General features: G+C 71.6%; 12 protein-coding genes. 3 read left to right on the forward strand and 9 right to left on the reverse strand.

Annotated elements, in window-relative coordinates:
* Positions 1-69 precede the first annotated feature (69 nt).
* The 7 genes from OG598_RS03775 to OG598_RS03805 form a co-directional block, all read right to left on the reverse strand.
* Positions 70-1,110, reverse strand: coding sequence for a LacI family DNA-binding transcriptional regulator (locus tag OG598_RS03775; RefSeq protein ID WP_328653022.1), 1,041 nt, complete (start codon positions 1,108-1,110; stop codon positions 70-72).
* Positions 1,111-1,385: 275 nt separating this feature from the next.
* Positions 1,386-2,294 (reverse strand): amidohydrolase family protein, encoded by a 909-nt coding sequence (locus tag OG598_RS03780; protein WP_328653023.1) that lies wholly within the window; start codon positions 2,292-2,294, stop codon positions 1,386-1,388.
* The gene (locus OG598_RS03785; protein WP_328653024.1) at positions 2,291-3,100 is read right to left on the reverse strand and encodes a metal-dependent hydrolase; all 810 of its coding nucleotides are present in this window, start codon (positions 3,098-3,100) and stop codon (positions 2,291-2,293) included. The genes OG598_RS03780 and OG598_RS03785 overlap by 4 nt, the downstream gene beginning before the upstream one ends.
* Positions 3,101-3,203: 103 nt before the next feature.
* Positions 3,204-4,856 carry a serine/threonine-protein kinase gene (locus OG598_RS03790; RefSeq protein ID WP_328653025.1) on the reverse strand — a complete coding sequence of 551 codons (1,653 nt, stop codon included), beginning with the start codon at positions 4,854-4,856 and terminating at the stop codon, positions 3,204-3,206.
* Positions 4,857-4,955: 99 nt separating this feature from the next.
* Positions 4,956-6,656 (reverse strand): serine/threonine-protein kinase, encoded by a 1,701-nt coding sequence (locus OG598_RS03795; protein ID WP_328653026.1) that lies wholly within the window; start codon positions 6,654-6,656, stop codon positions 4,956-4,958.
* Positions 6,657-6,739: 83 nt separating this feature from the next.
* Positions 6,740-8,077 carry a glycosyltransferase family 4 protein gene (locus OG598_RS03800; protein WP_328653027.1) on the reverse strand — a complete coding sequence of 446 codons (1,338 nt, stop codon included), beginning with the start codon at positions 8,075-8,077 and terminating at the stop codon, positions 6,740-6,742.
* A gap of 136 nt (positions 8,078-8,213) precedes the next feature.
* Positions 8,214-10,157, reverse strand: a complete 1,944-nt coding sequence (locus OG598_RS03805; protein WP_328653028.1) for an amylo-alpha-1,6-glucosidase — start codon at positions 10,155-10,157, stop codon at positions 8,214-8,216.
* Positions 10,158-10,199: 42 nt separating this feature from the next.
* On the opposite strand from OG598_RS03805, the gene OG598_RS03810 reads away from it, so the two are divergent.
* A complete protein-coding gene (locus tag OG598_RS03810) occupies positions 10,200-12,908 on the forward strand; it encodes an MGH1-like glycoside hydrolase domain-containing protein (protein ID WP_328653029.1) in 2,709 nt (902 codons plus the stop codon).
* A gap of 148 nt (positions 12,909-13,056) precedes the next feature.
* Positions 13,057-13,527, forward strand: a complete 471-nt coding sequence (locus OG598_RS03815) for a hypothetical protein (protein WP_328653030.1) — start codon at positions 13,057-13,059, stop codon at positions 13,525-13,527.
* A gap of 192 nt (positions 13,528-13,719) precedes the next feature.
* Here the strand turns inward: OG598_RS03815 and OG598_RS03820 are convergent, their stop codons facing one another.
* Positions 13,720-14,877: an FAD-dependent oxidoreductase gene (locus tag OG598_RS03820; protein WP_328653031.1), complete on the reverse strand. Its 1,158-nt coding sequence runs from the start codon at positions 14,875-14,877 to the stop codon at positions 13,720-13,722.
* 103 nt (positions 14,878-14,980) lie between these two features.
* Here OG598_RS03820 and OG598_RS03825 point away from each other — a divergent pair, with 103 nt between their 5' ends.
* Positions 14,981-15,580, forward strand: a complete 600-nt coding sequence (locus OG598_RS03825) for a TetR/AcrR family transcriptional regulator (RefSeq protein ID WP_328653032.1) — start codon at positions 14,981-14,983, stop codon at positions 15,578-15,580.
* A 58-nt stretch (positions 15,581-15,638) separates the two neighbouring features.
* On the opposite strand, the gene OG598_RS03830 is transcribed toward OG598_RS03825, so the two are convergent.
* A complete protein-coding gene (locus tag OG598_RS03830) occupies positions 15,639-16,028 on the reverse strand; it encodes a hypothetical protein (protein ID WP_328653033.1) in 390 nt (129 codons plus the stop codon).
* Positions 16,029-16,062 lie beyond the last annotated feature (34 nt).

Consider the following 16,062-nt stretch of genomic DNA (forward strand, 5'->3'; position numbering starts at 1 on the left):
CTCCTCGTTGAGTATCTAGCCGGTACTTCACGAGGCCCGTCGTCGCGTTGCAGCGCGGCGGCGGGCCATTTACTTTTCGGCCCCCATTGGTTGGCGGCTTCGAGGTGCGGTGGTCGACCCCCGGATCTCCAACGCGCACGGCAGCAGTTGCTGGTGACGAAGGTCGGCGGGGCCGTCCAGGTGGCGCGTCAGCGCCTCGATCGCGATCCGGCCGAGCGCCGAACCGGGTGACGTCATGGCGGTCAGCGCCGGGGTGGCCAGTTCGGCGACCTGCGGTGAGGTGACCATCGAGACGACGGAGACGTCGTCGGGCACGGACAACCCGCGGCCGGTCAGCTCGCCGAGGATGCCGAAGATCGCCGTCTCGTTCATGGCCAACACCGCTGTCAGCTCCGGGGCCCGCGCGAACGCGGCGGCCAGGGCGGCCCGCCCGCCGGCGGCGCTGTCCTCGGCCGCGATCATCACCGGCTCCAGGCCGTGCCCGGTCATCGCCGCGGTGAAGGCGTCACGGGTACGCAACGCAGGCCCGTAACCGCTGGCCAACGTGGCGGCCGAGTGGTTGACGTAGACGATCCGCCGGTGCCCGAGGCCGACCAGGTGCGCGACGGCCTCCCGGACGGTCTGGTCGAAGTCGATGTCGACGTAGGAGAGCGTGCTGGTGTCGCCGGTGCGGCCGATCAGCACCAGCGGCACCCCCGCCTCCTGGAGCACCGTGACCCGCTCGTCGGCCAACTGGACCTCCATCAGCACGACCCCGTCGAGCATCCGCTGACTGGCCAGCCGACGCAGGTCGTCGAGGTCGCCGCCGCCGACCGGCGAGAGCACCAGGTGGTAACCGGCGACGCTGGCCGCGGCGGCGGCACCGGTGACGAAGGCGGTCTCGGTGGCGCCGAGGCCGCGTTCGTCCATCGGCATCAGCAGGCCGAGGATTCGGCTACGGCGACTGGCCAGCCCACGGGCCATCGCGTTGGGCTGGTAGTCGAGCTGCGCCATCGCGGCGAGCACCTTGTTGCGGGTGGCCTGCGAGATCGGCCGGGTGCCGGTGAGCACGTACGAGACGGTGCTGACCGAGACCTGTGCGAGGCGGGCGACGTCGTGCATGGTGGCCATCGCGCACCTCCTCCGGCCTGGGGTGGGACCGCTCCCGAACTTCGTCGAAGCGTTTCGACGAAGCGGTTCGACAGGACGCTAGGCCACCTGTTACGGCGACGTCAATAGCCGATGTCGAAAAGAATTCAGCGGTCGCGCGGCATGCCTGCGCAATGAGCCGGACCTCGCCGATCTTGCAGTTCCTGTTGCCGACATGGATGGATCTGGACCTTTTGTCGGGACATAAAGTGCAAGATCGTGGAGCCGAGGGGTGGGGCGCGGTGGGTGGGCGCGGGTCAGGGCAGGTTGAAGAGGGTGGCGGCGCTGTCCCAGCAGACCGCGCGTAGCCAGTCGTCGCCCAGGTCCAGTCGGGCCAGCCCGGTCACCTGGTCGGCGTACGGGTACGGGATGTTCGGGAAGTCGCTGCCCAGCAGCACCTTGCCGGCCAGCCCCAACTCGCGCAACCGGGGCAACTCCTCGGTGGGGAAGGGAACGAACTGGTCGAAGAAGGGCGTGAAGGCCATTGTCGTGTCCAGTCGGACCCGCTCGTACGTCTCGGCGAGGTCGAGGAAGGCCCGGTAGTCCGGGGCGCCCAGGTGCGCCACCACGGCGGTCAGCCGAGGGTGGCGGGCGAGCAGGGCGGCGAACGGGTCCGGGCCGGTGTGGGTGGTTCCCACCGGGGCGTGCCCGGCGTGCACCACCACCGGCACACCCGCGTCGGACAGCATCCCCCACACCGGGTCCAGTGCCGGATCGGTCGGCGCGAAGCCGCCCACCTGAAGGTGCAGCTTGAACACCCGGGCGCCTTCGGCGAGGGCCGCCTCGACGTACCCGGGGGCGTCCGGCTCGGGGTAGAACGTGGCCGAGGCCAGGCACCCGGGGGTGTCGCGGGCGAAGTCCAGCGTCCAGCGGTTGAGTTCCGCTGCCATGCCCGGTCGGTGCGCGTACGCCAGGGCGCTGAACGCCAGCACCCCGAGTCGGCGCAGGTGCGCGACCCGGTCGGCGTCGCTCCACCGGTAGCGGATCGGCCATTCGGTGCCGACCAGCGGCCCGGCGGCGTCGAAATAGGCCCACACCCGACGCAGCAGGCGCGGCGGCAGGAAGTGCACGTGCACGTCGGCGAGGCCGGGCAACCCCAGGGCGCGGCAGAACTCCGGTACGCGGTCGTCCTCGGCCGGTGGGATCGCCGGCGTCGGATCGGTCATATGTCGATGTCGAAACGGCTCAGCACCGAGGGCGCGATCAGGCCGACGGTGGCGAGCGCGGAGACGACTGTCAGTGCGATGCGCATCCCGACCACTTCGGCCTTGCTGCCGACGCGCAGGGCGATGCTGTTCGGCAGGCCGATCATCATCCACATGCGCCGCTTGATGGGGATCGGCCAGAGAATGGGCACGCCCGCTCTGGTGATCATGTCGCCGAGGATGTGCACGAAGCAGCCCACGCCCAGCGCGGTGCCGATCAGCGGATAGCCGCGTCCGCCCGGCAGGTTGGCGAAGGTGAACCAGGCTGCCCCGGCCGACGCGAGAGTGATGATCACCCACCCGGCCCGCTCGGCCCACTCGTCGAACAGCCCGCGCAGCGCCAGGCCGAACATGAAGAACAGGATGGTGATGACCGCCCACTTGCCGTACGCGGCGCAGAGTGCTGTGGTGCCCCAGCCGACCAGCAGTGTGAACGGCAGCGTGTGGGTCAGCGTCCGGTGCCCGTTGTTGCGGCGGGGGTCCCTGCTGAGCTTGGTGGCGTAGTAGACCCCGAGAGAGACCTTCTCCATCACCTCGGCGGCGAAGAGCGAGAAGACTCCGAAGGTACGGGCCACCGTGGCCCCACCCTGGTTCTTGGTCACCTTGCCCGACATGTCGAGGTCGGGAAAGAGCGCGCCACCGGCGCACACCGCGGTGCCCACCGCCAACGCGAGCGGCGACTGGTGGTAGTCGGCGAACTGCTCCAGTGCCCAGGAGCCAGCCAGCCATACCGCCGCGCCGGACAGCGCGTGTTGCGGTCCCATCATCTCGGCTCACCCTCCCCAGGGATCTTGAGCGCCCAAAACTACGCCACTGTAGTCAGCGTCGGCGCCGCAGGGGCATCACCCAGAAGGTCCACATCGGACCGTGTCACAGGGTGGGGGTGAAGCTCTGCCGGATCATCGGCAAGTATGCCGCGTTGACCTGCCAGTCGAACTCTTCTGTCAACCACGAGACGGTGTAGGAGCGGTTTGCCGAGGTGTTGGCCAACAGCCGGAAGCTGTGCACCGGAACGCCGAGGGCGTTCTGCCAGCCGCACTCCCACACCGCACCACCCTCGAAGATGTCCATCGCGGAGATGTCCACCTTGCGATAGTCCGGCAGCGCGGCAGTCGTTGTCAGCCGAGCCTCCTCGGCCTTCCAGTGCGCCACCGGATCCGGGCGGGCCGGCCCCGCCTCGACGCTGAGTACCCGGGACCCGCCGGATTTCCGGAAGCAGGTCACCGAGCCCTCGGTCCAGCGCGCCCACCCGACCGGCGCGGCGATCCGGAACCCGGTCGGGTCGTCGTACCAGGTCCAGCCCTCGCGCAGCCCGTACTTCACGTCGGGTGGAGGTGACACCGCCACCACCGGGGTCGCCGACGGTGGCGGGGACGACGTGCAGGCGAACGCCGCCGGCCGGGGGGTCGGCGCGCCGCCGCCCGAGCCGGACGGTGGGGTCCGATCGTCGTGTTGGTTGACCAGCGTCAGCGTGACGCCACCCGCGACGAGCACGGCGATGGCCACACCACCCAGGGCGATCAGGCGCCCTCGCCGGCCGGGTGGGCGCCGCGGGCGCGGGCGCGGGGTCGGCGTGGCCGGCTCGCCCGACGGGGCCACCGGTTCGACGGGGATCGGCGCGATGGCCCGTCCGGCGCTGCGGATCGCCGCGACCGCCGAGGAGCGGGCCGACCCGGCGGGCTCGTCGTCGCTCGCCGCGGCGCTGCGCAACAGCGGCTCCGCCTCGGCGGCGGTCAACCGCCGCCAGGGGTCGCGCTGCAACAGGCCGGTGAGGGCGGGGCCCAACGGGCCGGCCCGGCGCATCGGGTCCGGTGGTTCGGTGGCCAGCGCGCTGAGCGTCGCCATCGCGCTCGACCGTGCGTACGGTGACTTTCCCTCGACCGTCGCGTAGAGCGTCGCGCCCAGCGACCACATGTCGGTGCGGGCGTCGGACACCCCTTCGCGAGCCCGTTCGGGGGCGACGAACTGCGGCGAGCCGAGCACCGTGCCGGGCCCGGTCATCGTGCCCTCGCCGCCGTCGAAGGTGGCCAGCCCGAAGTCGGTGAGCACCACCCGACCGTCGTCGGCCACCAGCACGTTGTGCGGCTTCACGTCGCGGTGCAGCACCCCGGCGGCGTGCGCGGCCCGCAACGCGGCGAGCACCGCCAGCCCGATCCGGGCGGTGCGCTGCGGGCTCAGCGGCCCCTCGGCGCTGATGATCTGCTGCACCGATCGCGAGGGCACGTACTCCATCACGATCCAGGGGCTCTCCCGGTCGTGGACCACGTCGTAGAGGCGGACCACGTTGGGATGGTTGAGCCGGGCGGCGGTGCGTGCCTCACGCAGGGTTCGGAGCCGCAACTCCTCGCGCTCGGTCTCGGCCAGCCAAGACGGCGGCACGATCTCCTTCACCGCCACGTCGCGATGCAACATCTCGTCGCGAGCAAGCCAGACCCGGCCCATTCCGCCGGTGCCGACCAGGTCGAGCAGCCGGTATCTACCCGCGATCAGCAACTGATGCACTGTCGCTTCCCCCTCGGTCACCCCGGGATCAACGATAGCCAGCAGTGCCGGCTTTCTCATCCACTGAGCGGCCTCGATCCACGACGGACGGTGGTCCGGATCATGGCCATACGGTGCAGGTCAGCGGGGTGGTCGGAAACTCTCTCGCACCAGTTCCCAGTCCGCTGCGGCCCCGGCCCAGTCCTCGTCCCGGGTGATCCAACCCAGCGTCCAGCGGTCGGCGCCTAGGACCTGCTGTCGGGCATGCAGCCACGGGCCGTGCGGCGTCTGCCAGCGGAGCTCCCACTCGGCCCCGCCGTCGCCCGCGGCGAGCCGGATCTCGTCGTACCCCGGCAGGGCGCCCTCCCCGGCGGCCGCGTCGCGGGCGGTCCGCAGGAGCGCCAGGGGATCGACGGCGCCGCCTTCGGCGACGCTGAAGGCCCGGCCGGTCGCCGGGTCCTGGAAGCACGCCACAGTGCCGTCGCGGGAGGTCAGCCACGTCGCCGGTACGGACACCCGGAAGCCGGCGGTGTCGGCGTGCCAGACCCAGCCGGGCGGCGGCTGGAGCTTTTCGCCCGATGTCGGCGTGCCGGCCCGCACGGGTGTGCCGCCGACGTCCGGGCGGACACAGGCGAAGGGGGGCGGGGGGACGTTGCGCCCGTTCGGTGGCGGGCCGGGCGGCGGGCCGGGGCCGAACGGCCCGCCGTTGGGCGGGCGGTTCGGCGGCGGCGAGGACCAGCCGGTGGGGTCGCTGGGTTTGTCGTCGGCGACGGTCAGCGCGGTGACGACGCCGGCAACGACGGCGACCAGCAGCGCGACGGCGACCACCGCCACCCGACGCGCGGTACGTCCGACGGCCGCCGGATCCGGGGTTGGCGTGGGGGAGGCGCCATCGGCTGGGGCCGGGGCGCCCGGGTCGGGCAGCGGAACGGTGGGGTCCTGGTCGTCGGGGTCGTCCGCCGTGGCGGGGTAGCCAACCAGCCCCGGCACCGGCCGGTCGGCCGAGGGCCGGTCGGTCGCCGACAGCGGGTCGGCGCGGCCGGTCGCGGCGGTCCTGAGCAACCGACGGGCCGTCTCGTGGTCGAGGCGCTCGCCCGGGTCGCGGCGCAGCAACCCGTCAAGCACCGGCGCGAGCGTCCCGGCGTGCGGGGCAGGGTCCGGCGGGCCGGCGGCCAGCGCGCTCAGGGTGGCCATCGCGGTGCTGCGGGCGTACGGGGACTGTCCCTCCACGGCGGCGTGCAGGGTCGCCCCGAGCGACCACAGATCGGCGGCCACCGTGGACACTCCCTCGGAGGCCCGTTCGGGGGCCACGTACTGCGGGGAGCCGAAGACCATGCCGGGGCGGGTCATCGCGCCGTCGCCGCCGTCGAAGGTGGCCAACCCGAAGTCGGTGAGCATCACCCGCCCGTCGTGTGCCACGAGCACGTTCTGCGGTTTGATGTCGCGGTGCAGCACCCCGGCGGTGTGCGCGGCCTGAAGCGCGTCGAGCACGGCCAGCCCGATCCGGGCCGCGCGGGCCGGCTCCAGCGGCCCTTCGGCGTCCACGACGTCCTGGAGGGTGCGGGACGGGACGTACTCCATGACGATCCATGGGCTGCCCTCGACCGCTACGACGTCGTAGAGCCGGACCACGGCGGGGTGGTTGAGTCGGGCCGCGGCGCGCGCCTCCCGCATGGTGCGTGAGCGCACCTCGGCCCGATCATGATCGGCCAACCAACTCGGTGGAACGATCTCCTTGACCGCTACCTCGCGGTGCAGCATCTCGTCGCGGGCGCGCCACACCCGCCCCATGCCTCCGCGGCCCACCAGGTCGAGCAGTCGGTACCGACCGGCGATCAGCACCTGTGCACGCTCCTCCTCAGCCGCTGTCCGGGCTACACCCTAACCAGCGGATCGGAGTTCACCTATCGGTCGTCCGACTCGGCTCAGCAGGCGGCGTGGTCGGCGGCGGCGGCGAGCAGGTTCCCTTCCGGGATGGCGATCCGGGTCCGCCCGCCGCTCAGCCGGGCGGCGGCGCGTCGGGCCTGCACGGGGCCGTGTTCGCGACGAGCGGTGGCGTAGCTGGCGGCGGTGCGGGCCGCGATGGTGGCCCAGCCGTACCGCTCGCCGACCATCGTGCGGGCCCGCCGGGCCAGCCGTCGGGCGAAGACCTCGTCGCCGAGCAGTTGGCCGACCGCGCCGGCGAGCGCGTCCGGGTCGCTGTGCGGAAACGTCACCCCGGTCACGCCGGGTTCGACGATCTCGGCGAGGCCGCCGGTACGGGCCACCGCGAGGGGCGCTCCGGCGGCCGCCGCCTCCAGCGCCACCATGCCGAACGGCTCGTAGAGGCTGGGCACCACTGTCGCGTCGGTGGCGCCGAGCATCGCCGGTAGTTGGGTGGAGTCGAGGAACCCGGTGAACCGGACGGTCGAGCTGAGCGCCAGTCGCCGGGCCTGCGCCTCCAACTCGGTGCGGTACGGGCCGTCGCCGGCGATCACCACGCGCAGCCCCGGGTGTCGTTCGCGCAGCCGGGGGACGGCGTGCACCAGGTGCTGGACGCCCTTCTCGTAGACCAGCCGTCCGGCGTACCCGACCAACGGGCCGTCCCCGGCGAACCGTGCCCGGGCCGACGCGACAGCTCGGGGGCGTGCCCGCCAGGCCCTGTCGTCGACTCCGTTGGGCACCACGTCGACCTGGGTGGCCGGTACGTCGAACAGCGCGGTCACCTGGTCGCGCATGTAGCCGGAGCAGGTGATCACCCGGATGGATGAGCCGCTGAGCCAGTGTTCGACGCCGTGGATGGTGCGGTTCATCTCCTCCGGCAGCCAGCCCTGGTGCCGGCCGGCCTCGGTGGCGTGCATGGTGGTGACCAGGGGGAGGTCCAGGTGCTCGGCGAGGGTGACGGCCGTGTGGGCGACGAGCCAGTCGTGGGCGTGGATGACGTCGTAGGAGCCGGCCTGGGTGGCGCGCAGCGCGGTGCGGGTGAGGGTGTGGTTGAAGGCCATGGTCCAGGCCAGCAGCGAGCCGGTGGCGAGGGGGAAGGTGACCGGGTCCTCGGGGGCGCGCAGGATGCGTACGCCGTCGGCGTATTCCTCGAGGGGTGCGCCCTCGGAGTGGCGGGTGACGACGGTGACCTCGTGGCCGGCGGCGGCGAGGGCGACGGAGAGGGCGTGCACGTGTCGACCGAGACCGCCGACGAGCACCGGCGGGTACTCCCAGGAGAGCATCAGCACCCGCAGCTGTCGGGCGGGGTTGATGTCGATCACGTGGGCATCGAGTGACATGCGGCCCCCTTTGAGTTGTCCCCGGGCGCGCGCCGACCGACACCGAATGGATGTCGCCGTCGCGTCTGGATCGGGGCCAATCCTGCCGGGATCGCGATAACCAGCGGCGACACCACCGTTGCGGTCGTGTAAAGCGCTACTGGCTCTTTCGCCGCACCCGCAGCAGCTCGGCCACCGACCATGCCTGGAACGGGCACCCGGTAGCGGTGTGCGGCGCGAGGCCATCGGCCGTCTCGCTCACCGAGCCTAACCCATATTCCATCAAATGGGACTCAATGCCGACGAATGCGTCATCGACGGACATCTTTCCCCGGCGCGCGGCGTCCACGTACGGGCCGAGCAACCACGGCCAGACCGTGCCCTGGTGGTAGCCCCCGTCCCGGTCGGCCGGGCCGCCCCGGTGCCGGCCCACGAACTCAGCGGAATCCGGCGCCAGACTGCGCGGCCCGAGCGGGGTGAGCAGCCCGCCCCCAACCCGCCGCAGCGTCGCCTCGTCCGGCTCCAACGGCGCGTACGGCAGCGACCAGGCCAGCAACTGGTTGGGGCGCAACGCGTCGTCGTCGTGCAGGGCGGCGCCACCCAACGGGTACGCCGGCGCGGGCGCGTCCAGCACGTCGTGCAGCCAGCCGGTCGGGGCCGGGAACCGCTCCCGGAACGAGGCGGTGGCCTGCCGGTGGTGTCGCCACAGCTCGTCGGCGTCCTGCCCGGCCAGCTCGGTCAGCTCCGCGAGCCCGGCCAGCCCGTTGATCCACAACGCGTTGACCTCGACCGGCTTGCCGGTCCGCGGGGTGACCGGCACCCCGTACACCCGGGCGTCCATCCAGGTCAGCGCGGTGCCGGCGGCGCCCTGGGTGAGCAGCCCGTCGGCCGGGTCGACCCGGATCCCGTACCGGGTGCCGGCGGTGTGGGCGTCGATCACGGCGCGCAGCGCCGGCAGCAGCTCGTCGCCGAGGTCGGTGTCGCCGGTGACTGTGACGTGCCGGCTCACCGCGTGCAGGAACCACAGCGTGCCGTCGACAGTGTTGTACTCCACCCGGCCGGTGTCGGCCGTGTTGGCGAGCATCCCCTCGGACAGCGTCGCCGCGTACGCCCGCAGCAGCTCCCGACCCTCGTCGGCGCGACCCGTGCAGAGGAACAACCCCTCGTACGAGATCATCGTGTCCCGCGACCAGGCCCCGAACCACGGGTAGCCGGCCACCACGTCCACCGCCGCCTGGTTGGTGCGCACCACGAACGCGTCGGCGGCCAGCGCCAGCGTGGCGTCCACGTCGTCGGCCGGCTTCGCCGTCGCCACCACGTGCCGGTTGCGTCGCCTCGCGGTCGCCACGATCTCCTCCGCCGGCGGCGGCTCCTCGTCGAGTCGACCGGCCCAGGCCCGCACCGACACCGTGTCGCCGGGGCGTTCCAGCTCACCGGAGAAGCGGCCCGCGTACCAGAGGTCCTCGTCCGCGTTGAGGCCACGGTTGGCCTCCTCGCGGTGGTGCACGCCCAGCCACCACTGCCCCTCGGGCGCCCAGCCCGGGCCGGCGAGCCGGTACGCGCCCTCGACCACAGCGCCGTCGGCCACCGCCTCGACCTGCGGGATCGGGCCGTCGGCCCGCCGTTCGCCGTGCGCGTCCCGCCAGGTGCAGGCGGCCGACAGCTCCAGCCGGACCGGACCACCGGCGACCAGCCGGTGCACCACGGCGACGCAGGAGCGGCCAGGCAGCATGGCCAGCTCCCGTTCGATCACCACAGCGCCGATCCGCCACCGCCACCGGGGTAGCCCGTCGACCAGGTCGAAGCGCTCCAACAGCTCGAAGCCGCGCGGGTCCACGTCGCCGGAGGCCCACTCGTGCGCGCCGAGACGCACCCGCGCGCCGGACGGCAGTGTGACCGCCGGATCGAGGCTGACCAGTCCCACCTGGCGGGACGCCGGCGTTTCGCCGGGAACCACCAACAAACCGTGGTAGCGACGTGTCCGCAGCCCGCCGACAGTGCCCATCGCATAGCCGCCGAGGCCGTCGGGAACCAGCCACTCCCGGCTGGCCGCGCTGGTCAGGTCGCCGCAGATCTGCGGGCCGAAGTGAATGTCGATCAACTTTCCTCCACCGGCGGCGGGGTGTAACACGCCACGACGAGAATGGCCGCTGTGGTCAAGTACCGCGGCGACGTCAAAGATGTGCACGTGATCACTGACCGATCGTCCTCCGACGCCTCGCCACCCGACGCTGAGCGGCTCCGGCTCGCCCAGGCTGACTCGGGGGAGCAGGACTGGCGTGCATGGGGTCCCTATCTGTCCGAACGGGCGTGGGGGACGGTACGTGAGGACTACAGCGAGCACGGTACGGCCTGGGACTACTTCCCGCATGACCACGCGCGGTCCAGAGCCTACCGGTGGAATGAAGACGGGATGGCCGGCGTCTGCGACGAACGACAGACCTTCGCGTTCGCCCTGGCCCTCTGGAACGGCAAGGACCCGATCCTCAAGGAGCGGATGTTCGGCCTCGGCGGCGACGGCGGCAACCACGGCGAGGACGTCAAGGAGTACTGGTGGTACGAGGACTCCACGCCCACCCACTCCTGGATGCGCTGGCGCTACCACTACCCGCAGGCAGCCTTCCCGTACGACGAACTCGTCGCGGTGAACGCGTTGCGCGGCCGCGACGACACCGAGTACGAGCTGGTCGACACCGGGATCTTCGACGACGACAGGTACTGGGCGGTGACAGTCGACTACGCCAAGGCGTCCCCGACCGACCTCTGCATGGTCGTGACCGTCGCCAACCGAGGCGACCAGGCGGCCACCCTGCACGTCCTGCCCACCCTGTGGTTCCGTAACACCTGGTCCTGGGGCCTGCCCGGCGGCGACCGGATCCCCCGGCTGACCGGCCAGGGCACCCGGCTCGTCGGCGAGCACCGCGTGTTCGGCCAACTGCTGCTGGAAGGCGACGGCGGCCCGGTACCGCTGCTCTGCGACAACGACACCAACGCCGAACGGCTCTGGGGCCTGCCCGGCCGCTCCCCGTACCCGAAGGACGGCATCAACGACCACGTCGTCAACGGCGCGGCCACCGTCAACCCGGCCCGGGAGGGCACCAAGGGCGCGCTGCACTACGTGCTCGACGTGCCGGCCGGCGGGCAGCGCCAGATCCGGCTGCGGCTGACCCGCACCGCGTCGCCGCCGGCCGCCGCGCCGCCGCCCCCGGCCGATCTCAGCGACGGCTTCGAGGCAGTGGTGTGGGCGCGGCGGGCCGAGGCGAACCGGTTCTTCGCCGGAGTGATCCCGCCGGCCGCCACACCCGACGAGGCGCTGGTCGCCCGGCAGGCCATCGCCGGGCTGATGTGGGGCAAGCAGTTCTACCACTTCGACGTCAAACGCTGGCTCGAAGGCGACCCGGGTTCGACACCGCCGCCGGCCGGGCGTCGGCACGGGCGCAACAGCGCCTGGTGGCACATGACCAGCTTCGACGTCATCTCCATGCCCGACCCGTGGGAGTACCCCTGGTACGCGGCCTGGGACCTGGCCTTCCACTGCGTGAGCATCGCCCGGGTCGACCCGGGCTTCGCCAAGGAGCAGATCCTGCTCCTGCTCCGCGAGTGGTACCTGCACCCCAACGGGCAGATCCCGGCGTACGAGTGGGCGTTCGGCGACGTGAACCCGCCGGTGCACGCGTGGGCGGCACTGAAGGTGTTCGAGATCGACGGCGGCCGGGACTACGAGTTCCTGGCCCGGGTGATGCACAAGCTGCTGCTCAACTTCACCTGGTGGGTCAACCGCAAGGACACCGGCGGCAACAACGTCTTCGAGGGCGGTTTCCTCGGGCTGGACAACGTCGGGCCGTTCGATCGCTCGGCGGCGCTGCCGGTCGCCGGTGTGCTGGAGCAGTCCGACGGCACCGGCTGGATGGGCATGTACGCGCTCAACCTGCTGGACATGGCGATCGTGCTCGCCGAACACGACCGGACCTGGGTGGACACCGCCACCAAGTTCTTCGAGCACTTCGCCTACATCGCCGCCGCCGCGTACGAGCAGGGTTTGTGGGACGAGGAGGACGCCTTCTTCTACGACGTGCTGCGCCTCGCCGACGGCACGAAGGTGCCGCTGAAGGTCCGCTCCGTCGTCGGGCTGCTGCCGTTGGCCGCCACCACCCGGCTCACCGCCCGGACCCTGCACCACCTGCCGGAGCTGGGCGCACGGCTGCGCTGGTTCCTCACCAACCGCCCGGAGTACGCCCAGGTGATCGGCACGCGTCGCCTCGGCCCCGACGGCCGGCAGCAGCGGCTGCTGTCCATGGTCGGCCCGGAGCAGGTGGTCCGCCTGCTCGCCCGGATGCTCGACCCCGACGAGTTCCTCTCCGACTTCGGCCTCCGTACGCTGTCCCGCGCGCACCTGGACAAACCGTTCTCGGTCACCCTCGGCGGGCAGGAGTTCTCCGTCGGCTACGAACCGGCCGAGTCGACAAGTGGGCTGTTCGGTGGCAACTCGAACTGGCGGGGTCCGATCTGGATGCCGACGAACTTCCTGCTGATCAGCGCGCTGCGCGACTACGCGGCGTTCTTCGGCGACGACCTCCAGGTGGAGTATCCGACCCGCTCCGGGGTGAAGCACACCCTGGACGAGATCGCCGACGACCTCTCCGCCCGGCTGATCTCGCTCTTCACCCAGGACGACTGGGGTCGACGGCCGATCTACGGCGCCGCTCAGATGTTCCAGACCCACCCGGACTGGCGCGACCTGATCGCCTTCCCCGAGTACTTCCACGGCGACAACGGGGCCGGCCTGGGGGCCTGGCACCAGACCGGCTGGACGGCCCTGGTAGCCGACCTGATCCTCACCCTCCGCCGCTGACCCGGCCCGCCCTCGCCCCGCCCAAGATCCGCGCAACTTCCCCGATGTTGCTGTCTCGGGACCGTCGGAGGCAGCAACATCGGGGAAAGTGCTGCGGGCTGCGGCTGCGGGGCGCGATTGTGGGCACCATTCACTATCGTGATCGGCCGTGGCGGAGTCGGTGAAACCGGTGGGCGAGGTGCACGTCCTCGGTCAGTCGCGGGCCTGGCCCGCCATCGCGATACCGGGCGTGATCCTGGCCGTGATGATCGTTGTCGAGGTGGTCTTCGACCTGCTCAACTGGACCGTACTGGCGTTTGGTGCCGCCTCGATCATCGTCGCCGTCGCACGCCTGCGAAACGCGGTGTTCGCCGACGACCTGGGGCTACTGATCCGCGATCGCTCAGGCTTGCGGCGTTCGTACGCCTGGGATGAGATCGAGCGCATGGGCTGGGTTGATGCGGGGTTGATGTGGGGGAGTTCCCTCGCGGTCTACCCCCGGGGCGGTCCCTACGACGTACCGGGGCCCAATGCGTCCACCAACGTGGGGCGCATCTGGCGTCCGGGCCGTCGACGCTCCGCGGATCCCCTTCCCGAGCTGCTGAAGGCCCATGGCATCAAGGGATTGTTCGATCAGTGAGCGGTCGATGAGGCGGCCTGATCACCGACGGTCGATCTACGGCCCGCACCGGCTCCTTCAGACCCTGTCCCTCCCGCCGACCTCGGCATGATCGCGCTCGATCCTTGTTGTAGTGGTGTCCCGGCGTCGGGAGGCCACTCGATCCAGGATCGAGCACGATCATGCGGGCTACGGGCTGACACGGGGCACCACTCAGCGATTTGCCCGTTCGATACCTCGTCGGACGAGGCCGCTGACGCCGGGAAGGGTGATCGCCCGGATGGTCAGATCGCTCATCCAGACGTGGAATCGGCTGGGTGGCGCGTACTGGGCCATTCCCCGGCGGGCGAGTGCCTGTCGTTTGCTGACCTCCGGGCGGAGTCCGGTCTCCCACTCGGCGAGTGCGGCCGGGAGGTCGTCGGCGTGCCGTCGCAGGGCGGCGCCGAGGTGGTCGGCGCCGGCCAGGGCGAGGGCCGCGCCGTGTCCGGCGAAGAGCGTCACGCACCACGCCGCGTCTCCGAGCAGCACGATGCGGCCGGCGCTCCAGCGTGGCATGACCACCTGGCTGACCGCGTCGAAGTAGGCGCTGGCGGGGTCCTTCGCAAGATGGTCGAGCGCGTCGGGTACGCCGCCCGACAGGTCGCCGAACGCGGCCCGCAGCGCGTCGACCGGCCCGCGTCCCAGGTCGGCGGCGGGCTCCGCGCTGCGGTAGGTGAAGAACGCCGACGACCGCTCCGGGCCCAGGTTGACCATCGCCGCGGTGCGCCCGGGACCGATGTACGTGGTGGCGGACGACTCGGGCACGCCGGGCACCGGGTGGGGCAGCGGGAAGGCAGCCACGAGGTACGGGAGGTCCACCCGGAAGTTGGGGCCGAACACGGCGGTTCGGGTGGCCGAGTGCACCCCGTCGGCACCCACCAGCAGGTCGGCCTGCTCGATGGTGCCGTCGCTCAACTCCACGCGTACGTGATCGGTGTCCTGTTCGACGGACGTGGCGGTGGTGCCGAAGCGGATGTCGACCCGGTGCTGCACCGCTTCGAAGAGGCTGGCTTCCAGGTCGCCGCGGAACACCGAGAGGGCCCGCTTGCCGAGTGCGGCCTCGGCGATGGCGGACGGCACTGTGAACTTGGGGCGTCCGTCGGCGTGGACCAGCACTGTGGTGAACAGCCCGAGGTCGGCGGCGGTCAGCGCGGGGAGCAGGCCGAGGCGTTCGGCGGCGTCGTAGCCCGACCCGATCAGGTTCACCATGTAGCCGCTGCTGCGCCGGGCCGGAGCCCGTTCGGCCACGAGGACCTGCCACCCGTCCTGGTGGAGTCGGAGAGCCGTGGCCAGCCCGGCTATCCCCGCACCCACGATCACCGCACGCTTCATCCTGCACCCTCCGCACACCTGGAATGAGCATCTGTTCAAACCAGTATGAGCGCGTGTTCATACTGGCGCAAACAGCGGCGACGGAACCGCCTAGACTTCAGCCATGCCGCGCGGAGTCGCCATCCCAGCGCTCAGACAGCAGCTCTTCGCTGCCGTCGAGCGGTTGATCGTGGAAGAGGGGCCGAGCCGGCTCACCGGCCGGGCCGTGACGCGCGAGGCCGGCGTCGCGACCGGCCTGCTCTACGCCCACTTCGCGAACTTCGACGACTTCCTGACCGGGTTCGCGGTCGACCGCGTCTTCCACATCACCGGCGAGGTGGCCAACCTGCCGGAGCGCGCCGGGTCCGGCACTGTCGCCGACAACCTGCGCCAGGCCGTCCTGGCGACGCCGTTGGGCACGCTGACGGCGTTGACCCGGCTGACCGCCTTCCGCCCGGAGTTGACGGCGAACGTCGAAGCGGTCCTGGGCGGCGGGATGTCGGGGCTGGGGGGGATCGAACGCGCGGTCGCCGACTATCTGGCCGCCGAGCAGAGCCGTGGGCGCGTGCCGGCCGGCGTCGACACCGAGGCACTGGCCCTGGCGGTGGTCGGCGTGCTGCACCACGTCGCGTTGACCGGCCCCACCGACCCGACGGCGGACCACCGGCTCCAGCGGGTGATCGGCGCGCTCACCGACGGTTTCCCCGCCGACGCACCCTCCTGAGCGCCGCGCCGTGGGGCGGACTCGCCCACCCACCGGCGCTGCCCAGGCCCGGAAGGGTTCACTGATAACCGACGTGGACGATCAGCTTGCCCTCCTCGGGGCGGGCCCCCACGTAGACGGTCGCCGGGTCGAGCACTGTCGGCGGCAGGCGCAGGCCCTCGGAGAGACCCATCTCGTGTGCCAGGTCCTCCGGAGACTGCCCCGCCGCCGGCACCAGCGTGATCGTCCGCCAGCACCCACCGGAGGCGCACTCCATGCTCTCGTCGGCGACCGTCGCTCCGGACGGCACCTGCGGCGTCCGTGACTCCGGTGGCAACGCGCCCTCGGTCTTGGACATCTGCAACCACAGGAACGACAGGCCCCACAGGCACGACAGCAGGCCCAGCGTGACGGACACGGCCACGAGAGTGCGCTTGGTGCGCCTCCGCAGCGCGGTCCGCGACGTCATCGCACGAGGGTAGCGGGGCACCGTCGGCCAGCCG

Source organism: Micromonospora sp. NBC_00330, from assembly GCF_036136635.1.
GTDB classification, from domain to species: Bacteria; Actinomycetota; Actinomycetes; order Mycobacteriales; family Micromonosporaceae; genus Micromonospora; species Micromonospora salmantinae.